Genomic DNA, 9,742 nt, shown 5'->3' with positions numbered 1-9,742 from the left:
CTCCTCCTGCTCGCCCATCCAGGTTTCCAGTGCCTGGCGGAGGTCAACGCCTGGCTGTAGCCGCAAGGGCACAACCTCATGGGGTTGGTCCCTCCACAAGCCCTTGGACCATCACCAACGCATCGATGTAACCCAACTGCCTGTGGCGGAAGGCCCCCGGCAGGGTGCCGACCACTTGAAAGTCATTGCGCTGCCAGCAGCGGATGCCGGCGGTATTGGTGCTCACCACCAGGTTGAACTGCATCGCCCGGAACCCCAACCGCCGGGCGGCTTGCAGCGAGTGCTGGCAGAGACGGCTGCCGATCCCCTGGCGGCGCCGGCATTGGCCACATGGGCACCAAGGGAAAGGGAGTTGGGCCTGAGGTAATAGGTGCGCACGAGGGCCCCGGCTCCATCCACGGCGATCATCACCGCCTGGTTCTGTTCCACCCATGCCAGTTAGGCCTCGGCCTCTGTGATGGCCGGGTCGTGGGGAAAGGTTTCACCGGCGCGGAACACCGGCTCCAACAGCGCCCACAATCCTGGCTAGTCGGCCGGCTCGTAGGGGCGGATCTGCAGGGGCGATCGGGAAGTTGTCAGAGATATGAACGTTGCTCTGGTGATTGTCACCCAAATAGGAAGGCGCCCCGTGGGGGGCGCCTTAGCACCAGTTGCGGCAGTTACCTCCTCACACCAAGGTTTGCCGGTCGGGTGTCTGTGGGTTCTCGCATGACCTGTCTGGGCCTGGCAGGGAAGGAAGGGAGATCACGTTTGGGAGAAGAGATGCTCGGGGCTTGACCTTCTCGGTTGTGATCTCGACCCGGGTTATGCAGCCCGGGGGTCAGCACGCGGTAATCAGAAGTGGCATATGGCTCTCTGCGGCTACGGGCTGACGTTCACGCAGCGCCAGCGAGTTCACTGGAGTTGGCTTGTCCAATCGCACCTCCTTCTATGCGCACCGGCTCGGGTGATCCCTGGCCGGACTCTGTTGGAGGGTGAGGGTCGGGTTGGCTACCGGGCCTCCCCTCAACTTCAAAGTAAGCCTTCTGGACGGTGGTGGAGGGTGGCGGAGGTTCCTGTTCCCGTACCTATGACACTAGGCTTTATTCGGTGAGGGGGAAGCATCGAAGAGAATCCAGAGTATGAGTATGGATATCAAGGCACTGAAGTAGCACCAGACCGAACTGAAAGCCTGCAGAAAGGCGACCTGCGCCACTACAAAGGCGACGGCCAGTGCCACCCCCAGGAGGCTCAGCCTCCGGTAGGGATGCAATAACAAAGGAAGACATATTATCAGGGCATAGATCAGTGAGATGGGCAGATGTCCCATCGGGTCTGTCCAGGGTGGGTGCGCCTGGTAGTCGATCGAACCTTGGCGCACAGTCGGGTTGATCAGTCCTGGATCGAGCAGCAGCGGAATCCAGAGTCCGGCACCAAGCAGCGCACCAAAACCCCACAGAAATCGAAAAAGGCGCTGTTGCTCTGGTGTCAGTAAATCTCTACCCGATCGCATAGCAGTCCACGGTATCCAGGCAGGCCAGAGCGCGAATGCAAAGCCTAAATACGCCAGCGCTACCATCCTCAGCCCAGCAACAGGGCTAGGAGAAGCCAGCCCCAGCCACACGAATCCCTCCAGTGCCTGCTGAATTGCGAACAGGATCGGCGTCAACGCCAGGGGCTGCCACCGCTCGGGGTCGAGATGATGGGCCATAGCCAGACTCACAATCCCGACAGGTGCGAGCCCGATGGCAGTGACGAAGCTGGCCGTCGCCGAAAAACACATGGCCCATTACCTTAATTCAGGGACGATTAGGTGATGGATAGGCCCTACTGCGTAAACCATTGCATGAATGCCTCGGTGATGACGTAGAGGGTGAACGCTCTGACTCGCTCTCCTGGGGGTCGTTGCTGTGGCCTACACCGCCAAAATGTGGCGTCAATGTTCAACTTCTACCTGCTTACGGGACCCATTCTTATTGTCCTTAGCTTTATTATTTGTGCATCGCTTTAGGACTGCAGCACGCACCAACTCTGTGCCACTGAGGCCCAACTTGGCACCGATGGTCTTGCGATATGTTTCCACTGTTTTGACCCTAATGCCAAGGGAAGCTGCGATCTCTTTATTCTGCATTCCTTTGCCAAGACAATGAAAAACTTCAAGCTCTCTTGGGGTCAGCCTTTGCAGCTGAAGTAGGGCTGCAGCTTGACGCCTCAGGATTGGCGAAGGATGGCTTTGTTGCCAGCTGGCGACAAGGCCAATCAGGTTGTCCCACGAACAAGACTTCTCGATTACCCCAAGTAACATGGGTCTGATTACATCGGGTGGAGAAAATTCATCATCCTGATCCTTCAGCATAATCAGTCGAACATCTGGGCTCAGTCTTTGTAGTGTGTCAATGGCTTTGTGCCAGTCCCCTCCGTCAGCGGCAACATCAAGTACAAGTAAATCCGCAGGTATTTCATTCTCCAGCAACTCAAGAGCCTCGCGAACTGATTGGCACACAGCTAGAAGCTCTAACCCACATTGTTCGCTGAGAAGGCCTCCCAATGCTTGGCCGCTTAAACGGTCGTTGATCACAACCAAGCAGGTACATGGCAGGCTCTCCGCTTTTGAATCGCTGGACATGAGTTAAGACCATCCGCGCATCCACTTATCTTTATACCCAGAATCAGGACCCCTGAGCTGGGTAGGTACAAGATGGATCTTTTCAGAGCCTGATCTGTAGCAAAATACTGGAATAGTCGGCAACTCACAGCTCTATGGACTCATCTCGCACCATCACCGCACCGTTGTTCCGCAAGCCACGTCGGATCAGCATCACTGTTCCTCACCACACCTTTTGTGTTATGCAGGAACTCAGCGATCTGGAGGGCCGCTCCCTCAGCAACCTGGCGGCCTACCTACTGGAGCTATCGCTTACTCCGCAACGCGAATCGAGCCCGATATATGCCCCTTGTCAGCCTTCTGAATACCGAGGGTAAGCACCAAGGCTGAGCCGATCAACGCCCTGTATTGACCTATGCGGAGATATTCAGCTGAGGAGCAGCCGCCAAAGCCAGGGGGTGTCCAAGCACAGAGTGAGGGGGCAAGCAGCGTTGACCAAAGGCCAACCTGAGTGTTCTCCGACCCATTGGCCCGTTCGTTGGCCGATCCGCTGCTCCTTAGGTCAGGGCCTCACTCGCGAGGTGAGCCATTGACGCGTGGTGGCGGCGATCTCCTGACGGGTCGCCGCTGGCAGGGGTTGATGGCAGCCGCCCCCCCGTCGGGCCACTTCGGCGGCCAGTCCAGATGGGTGATGGCCGGTGCTGGTGTCGATCACCAGGAGGTCGATGCCCAACCCCGTGAGGGCCCCAGCGATCTCCAGCACCTCCCGGCGGATCTCCGCCAGTACAACCTGTTGCGGGATCTCTTCGCTGGGGGATGCCAGCGAGTGGTGCAGCGACACATTGGCCTTGCCGTCGCTGATCAACACGATCAGGATTTCGCCGACTTCTTTTGAGCGGCGTGCGTTCTCACCAACGCGCACCGCCAGTGCCAGGCCGTGGGCCAGCGGTGATCCGCCGCCGCAGGGGAGCCGTGCCAGCCGGCGGCTGGCTGCGGTGATCGAGCGGGTGGGTGCCAGCTGCACCTCGGCTCGCCTGCCGCGAAAGGTGATCAGAGCCACCTGGTCGCGACTGCGGTACACCTCGCCCAGTAACTGCAGCGCAGCCCCTTTGGCGGCCTGCATACGGTTGAGGGCCATCGACCCCGAGGCATCCACCACGAAGATCACCAGTGCTCCGGCCTTGCGGAGCAGCTGTTTGACGCGCAGATCGTCCTCCCGCAGCAGCAGCTTTGGGCCCTGCCGGCGCCCCAAACCCCTTCGCCGCGACCGCTGATGCGGTGCTGCGGCCCGCAGGGTGGCATCGATGGCAATGTGATGGATGGGGCCATGGGGCAGCAGCGGTTTCACGTAGCGGCCCCGATCGGGAGAGGGCACAAGCCCGCCCCCGCCGGCCTTGCCGTGGCGCCGCTTGAGGCGCGCAGCCTGGGCCAGCAGGTGTGGATCCAGCAGCACGCCTTCCGGGGAAAACAGGAAGCTGTCGGGGATGGCCTGGCTGGCTGGCTGCTCCGTTGTGGCGTCCGAGGCCGGTGGTTCCTCCTCCGACTCTGATGGCCCGGCCGGCTTGCCCTGGGGCTCCGCGGGCGGTGACGGGTCCGCTTCATGGTCGGGAGGCAGAGCCAGAGCCGCGGAACGCGGCAGGATCACCAGCTCCACGGCGAGACGCAGGTCTGCGGCCTCAACATGGCGGCGACCCTGCAGAGCCGCTTGAGCTCTGGCGACACGCACGGCGTACAGATCACCGCGGTGGCCCTCCACCCCGGCACGGATCGCCTCGTCCACCAGGTAGTGCAACTGCGGCAGCGTCAGACACACCTGGTGCAGTAACCGGCGGGCCTTGGCGATGCGGTGCTGCAGTTCCAGCAGGCCCCTAAAATAGCGCTGCCAGAAAGCATTCGGATCGGCAGCGTGCTGCAGCACCCGCTCCACCGCCTCCACTCTCTGCTCCAGGCTCAAGGGGGTGTCGGCCGAGAGCACCATGGCCAGTCGATCGATCAGATGGGCCCGTAGTTCTCCCTCGGCAGGGTTGTAGGTGGCGATCAGCAGCGGCCGGCAGGGATGCTGAAAACTGATGCCTTCCCGTTCCACGCGGTTGATGCCACCATCCACCACCGTGAACAGCAGATTGGCGAGACCGGGATCGAGCAGGTTGAGTTCATCGATATAGAGCACACCCCGGTGCGCTTCCGCCAGCAGCCCTGGCTGGAACACCGCCCGGCCCCGCCTGATCGAAGCCGTCACGTCGACGGAGCCCAGCAAGCGATCTTCACTGACCCCGAGCGGCACCTGCACGAATGGCGAGGGTTTCAGGGCGCTGACGGGGTTGCGACTGATCGTGGCGCGATGGGCCCGGGTGGCGTCGTCCCAGTCGCCCGGATCGGCTGGATCGGCATTGCAGCAGGAACGGCAGATCACCCGGATCGGCGGCAGCAGGGCGTGCAAGGCGCGGGCCAGCACCGACTTGGCGGTTCCCCGGCGGCCGGCGATCACAATCCCGCCGAGGCCGGGATCCACCGCCAGCAGCAGCAGGGCTTGGCGGATGGCGTCCTGTCCCACCACGGCATTGATGGGAAAGGCTGTTGTTGAACCGGCCGTCGCTGGAGAACAGCTGGGCGTAACGGCCACTACGGCTCTGCCGCCACCGTCACGCCCTCCAATTCGGCGTCGGTGAGGTCGTAGAGGTTGCGGAGCTTGTCGATTTTTTCAGTCGGGGCATTCCACAGTCCCCGATTGTTGGCCTCAAGCATGCGACCCACCACGTTGCGGAACGCTTCGGGATTGGCATCGCGCAGCCGCTGGGCCATCGCCGCGTCAAAGGCGTAGGTGTCAGCGGCCTGGTCGTAAACCCAGGAATCCCGGAATCCGGTGGTGCCGCCCCAGCCGATCAGGGCCGTCATCCTCTGCGAGATCTCATAGGCCCCACCCGATCCCATCGCGGCCATCGCCTGGGCCCAGCGGGGGTTGAGCAGCTTGGTGCGGTACTCCAGCCGCAGCAGCTCCTCCAGATCCCGCGGTGTGGTGTCGCGCGAGAACGACTCGACGAAGCTGGCCGCCACCCGGCTCCCGGGCCGACTGGCCTGCTGGGCCACTTCGGCGGCACGTTTCAGACCACCCGTATTGGCGTAGTACTCCTGAATATCGGTGAGGCCGTATTCGACCGAATCGATCTGCTGCACCACCCGGTCGGTGCTACGCAGCAGGGCGGCCAGCACCTGGGGCCGGGCTTCCCCTTTGTCGGCGCGGCCATAGCTGAACCCATTGCGGCCCTGCCAGGTGTTCGCCAGCTCCTCCCCGCTCTCCCAGTTGGCGTCGGTGACCCGGTCATTGACCAGCGAGCCGAAGTCGCCGGCGGGATTGGAGAACAGGCGGGCGCTGGGGTTCTCGATCCCCTCGGCCGCCAGCTGCAGCGCGTGGCGGCGGATCGCGTTGCGCTCCGGCGGTTCGTCGGCTTCGGCAGCGCGGCGGAACAGGTCGTCGAGCAACTCGACGATGTTCACGAAGCTGTCGCGGAAGATGCCAGAGAGGTTCACCAGCACGTCGATGCGGGGATGCCCCAGGCTCTCCAGCGGCCGTAGCGCATAGCGCATGATCCGCCCGGTGCTCTCCTTCACCGGCTCGGCTCCCACCAGCTCGAGCAGGATCGCCAGGGATTCACCCCGGGTCTTGATCGCATCGAGACCCCAGAGCATCAGCGCCACGGTTTCAGGCCAGACACCGTCGTTGTTGGCTTGGTGTTGTTCCAGGATCCGCAGCGCGATCTGGCGGCCCCGCACCAGCGCGCCCGCGGAGGGCATGCGGTAGGGATCGAGGGCATGGATGTTGCGGCCGGTGGGCAGCACGCCGGGGCCGTCGCGCAGCAGGTCGCCGCCGGGGGCTGGGGGGATGTACTGGCCGCCCAGGCCATCGAGCAGATGGTCGATTTCCTCGGTGCTGCGCTCCAGCAGCTGGCAGATGCGCAGAGCCTCCAGCAGTTGCCTTGAGCGATCAGCCCCTGCCACTTCGCCTGCGCCGATGCTGCCGCGATGGAGCTGCTCCAGCTCTGCCGCCTGGGCGTGCAGGCCGGCCTCATCGGTGGCCGGGGGCAGTCGGCTGATGGCCTCGAGCAGTGCCTCAGGCAGTGCTGGGCCCACGTAGGCCTTCAGATAGGCCAGGCGCTGCTCCGGATCCGGCGGCTGGCCGAGGGTGTGCAGACCGCTGGAGAACAGCCGACTTTCCAGTAATTGCAGATAGGCACCCAGTCGCACGATCCAGGCATCGAACGCGACCCGGTCGGTGTGGGCGTTCTCCGGTGCCGGACAGTCGGTATCGAGGCCGCTGTCGCCCACCTGCTTAAGGATGCCGTCGGATAACGCGGCATTGCGCTCGGGATCCTCCCGGTATTCGGCGATCAGATCGCGCAGGGCGATCAGCTCCCGGTAGAGCCCGGCACGGCCATAGGGGGGCACGTTGTGGGACACGATCACGCCGTAGCCGCGCCGTTTGGCGAGCATCGACTCGGAGGGGTTGTTCGCCGCGTAGACATAAAGATGGGGCAGGTTGTCCAGCAACAGGTCGGACCAGGAGTAGCCCGTGTTCCCCAGGGGTGAGCCCGGGAGCCACTCCACCGTGCCGTGCATCCCGAAGTGCACCACCACATCGGCCTGGAAGCTGTGCTGCAGCCAGCCGTAGAAGGCGGCGTACTGGGGATGGGGGGTGAGATCCCGTTCGTACATCAAACGCATCGGGTCGCCCGCCACCCCCAGCGGCGGCTGCACACCGATCCAGATGTTCCCCAACTGCACGCCACCTAGCAGGAAGCGTCCCGCCAGGGTGCGGATGACGGTATCGCCCAGCGGCCCCCACTGCTTCTCGATGCGCCTGGCGTGTAGCGGCCCGAGCCACTGCCGCAGGGTCTCCACCGTCACGCTGGCGCCGGTCCAGTCTTCGAAGCGCTCTCCCTCCGGGATGCGGCTGATCCAGGTGTCATCGGCCTCCTTCACCTGCCGAATCAACGCCTCACCACTCGCCGGCAGGGGCCCGACCCTGTAGCCCTGGCGGATCAGTGCCCTGAGCAGCGCCATCAGGGAGTCGGGCACGTTGAGCAGGGCGGCGGTGCCGGTGGCGCCATAGCCCGGAGGAAAGCCGTAGAGCACGATGGCCACGCGCCGCTCAGCAGCGGGTTTGCGGCGCAGAGCGATCCAGGAGTTCAGGCGTCCGGTGAGGCGCCTCAGCCGTTCGGGGATCAAATAGATGCGATCGCCCACCAGTCCCCCGAGGGGAACGGGATCGATGGCGCCATCGAGCTCTGGCAGGGCGAACAGCACGACGCTCTGCAGTCCACCGATGCCATGGCGGGTCCAGGAGTGCAGGTCCTGGATCAGCAGCGGTGCTGACACCACGTAGGGAACGTTCTTGGCACGCAGGATGCGCTGGGCCACCTGCTCGCGGCGGCCGGCCTCCATCGACCCGGCCGGTCCACCGACCAGGGGGAAGCCGATCGTGGAAACGATCGCATCCACGGCCACAGCCTGGCGACGGGCGCCGCCGAGTTCACCAGGTAAGGCCCGCTCGCTGGCACTGGTCATCCAGTCGCGCACGGCCATGTGGCCTTCCACCCCGTTGATGAACACCGGCAGCGGCACCAGCTGGGCGGCCTCGAAGGCGCGGATCAACTGGGAGATATAGGGCTGGCAGGTGATCACATGCTTGCGGTAGAGCAGCAGCCCCACCACAGGCCAATTGTCCTGGGTCGGTGTGCTCTGGGGACGGGTGCGGTGGAACCAGCTCAGGTAGTCACGCGGATACGGAAAGTAGCCCTCGTGGTCGGGGTGGCACAGGCCGAGATCGGGCGACTCCCGCAGGGGCGGGATCGCCTGGGGCTTTAGCCCCAGGCCATGGCGGGCCAGGTACAGAAACAGGGCGATGACGTTGTCGAGGCCACCCGCATTCCAGTAGCGGTAGAGAATCAACCAGTGGCGCAGATCCTGGGCCCGGCGTGAGGGAAGGAATCGCAATAGCTTCGGCCCCACCTTGAGAAAGCCGAAATAGGCAGCCAGCTTGTCTTCTTCGCGGCCGCTGCCGAATTTGGCGAGCAGGGCCTGAATCGGGCGGGGAATGCCGACGCTGCTGCCGCCGATCGTGAAGTGACCGAAACAGGTCAACTGCATCAGCTCGACGGCTGATTCGAAAACCAACCGGATCGGTACCTTGGCTGCATGTTGGCGCAACCATTCCACCTGATCGAGATCGAATATTAAGCTGGCGAAGAAGGCATCAGCATTGGCCAATGCGTCATCCACGGCATCATTCGACATGGCCAGATCATGGTCACTGAATATAGTAACTTTGAGATCCGAGCATTGCACCATCGCTCGCTCTGCAGCCTTGCGGTAGAGATCGGCATTGAAGGCTTCGAAGCCAGCTAGCAGCACAATACGCTTCATGACTGCCTATGCGAATGCGATGAAAGACTGGCCAGATAAATCGCGTAGATACTGCCTTAAGCAGTGTCTTGATTGAGCCTGATTTAGGGCATTTAAATAGTGGTCATGTCACCGATGAAATCACTTTGCTCATGGCCTAGCTTTAAAGGCGTGCCGGCCCGCAGGAACAATGAAAGCCGCCTAAGCCGAGTTTCACTAGATTTCCATTTCACACACTTGCAGAGAATGAATCCTGGCCATTTGCTGTATGCAAGCTCCGGAAGCTGTCGACGCCGGCGTACATAGATGAGACAACACGCGGATGTATAATTTTGAAATCATGGCCTAATGCCTAATGTTGAAACTCCATTAGAAGCTCGCAACAGAATCCAACCGAGCCTTCCGCCGCCACCAAGCGCTGTTCAAGTGTGAAGAGCTTATTACGGTGTTATTTTTAGATTACCATGATCAACAATTAATCAACTACGGTTTCAGGATAGAAGATCAAGAGTGCCCTGTCCTGCGAACCTTGGTGGCGAATCAGCGGCTGATTTGCTGCAGTTGATTTGCGGTATGATTTAAGTTGATTGTTAATTCGGCACCTCAGATGAATGCGCCGAAGCGAGCTGGCGCATTGCGGGCTGCAGTTGAGCCTGAAGTGCGGCTTCGATGGCTCGACGCTCAGGCGCTACAGCCTGGAGAAGACTTGGGTCCGCCCACACCTCCGATGCGCTCAGGTCGCGCATGGTGACTTCAACT

6 protein-coding genes are annotated in these 9,742 nt (G+C 62.2%); 1 reads left to right on the top strand and 5 read right to left on the bottom strand.

Annotated elements, in window-relative coordinates; all coding sequences use genetic code 11:
• Window positions 1-76: 76 nt before the first annotated feature.
• From AC01FP_RS14560 to AC01FP_RS14550, 3 genes are all read right to left on the bottom strand, one after another.
• The gene (locus tag AC01FP_RS14560; RefSeq protein WP_474481309.1) at window positions 77-433 is read right to left on the bottom strand and encodes an N-acetyltransferase family protein; all 357 of its coding nucleotides are present in this window, start codon (window positions 431-433) and stop codon (window positions 77-79) included.
• Window positions 434-1,075: 642 nt separating this feature from the next.
• Complete coding sequence (locus AC01FP_RS14555) at window positions 1,076-1,762, bottom strand: DUF6629 family protein (RefSeq protein ID WP_474481308.1); 687 nt, start codon at window positions 1,760-1,762, stop codon at window positions 1,076-1,078.
• A gap of 153 nt (window positions 1,763-1,915) precedes the next feature.
• On the bottom strand, window positions 1,916-2,557 hold the full coding sequence (locus tag AC01FP_RS14550) for a LuxR C-terminal-related transcriptional regulator (protein WP_474481310.1): 642 nt from the start codon (window positions 2,555-2,557) through the stop codon (window positions 1,916-1,918).
• A gap of 182 nt (window positions 2,558-2,739) precedes the next feature.
• Here AC01FP_RS14550 and AC01FP_RS14545 point away from each other — a divergent pair, with 182 nt between their 5' ends.
• The gene (locus AC01FP_RS14545) at window positions 2,740-2,961 is read left to right on the top strand and encodes a ribbon-helix-helix domain-containing protein (protein ID WP_474481306.1); all 222 of its coding nucleotides are present in this window, start codon (window positions 2,740-2,742) and stop codon (window positions 2,959-2,961) included.
• Window positions 2,962-3,146: 185 nt separating this feature from the next.
• On the opposite strand, the gene bchD is transcribed toward AC01FP_RS14545, so the two are convergent.
• Window positions 3,147-5,207, bottom strand: coding sequence for a magnesium chelatase ATPase subunit D (gene bchD, locus AC01FP_RS14540; RefSeq protein ID WP_474481304.1), 2,061 nt, complete (start codon window positions 5,205-5,207; stop codon window positions 3,147-3,149).
• Window positions 5,207-9,004, bottom strand: coding sequence for a cobaltochelatase subunit CobN (locus AC01FP_RS14535; protein WP_474481302.1), 3,798 nt, complete (start codon window positions 9,002-9,004; stop codon window positions 5,207-5,209). Before AC01FP_RS14535 ends, bchD begins: the two co-directional genes overlap by 1 nt.
• Window positions 9,005-9,742 lie beyond the last annotated feature (738 nt).

The organism is Cyanobium sp. NIVA-CYA 375, assembly GCF_056108345.1.
This window is presented reverse-complemented; position numbering and strand designations above follow the sequence as displayed.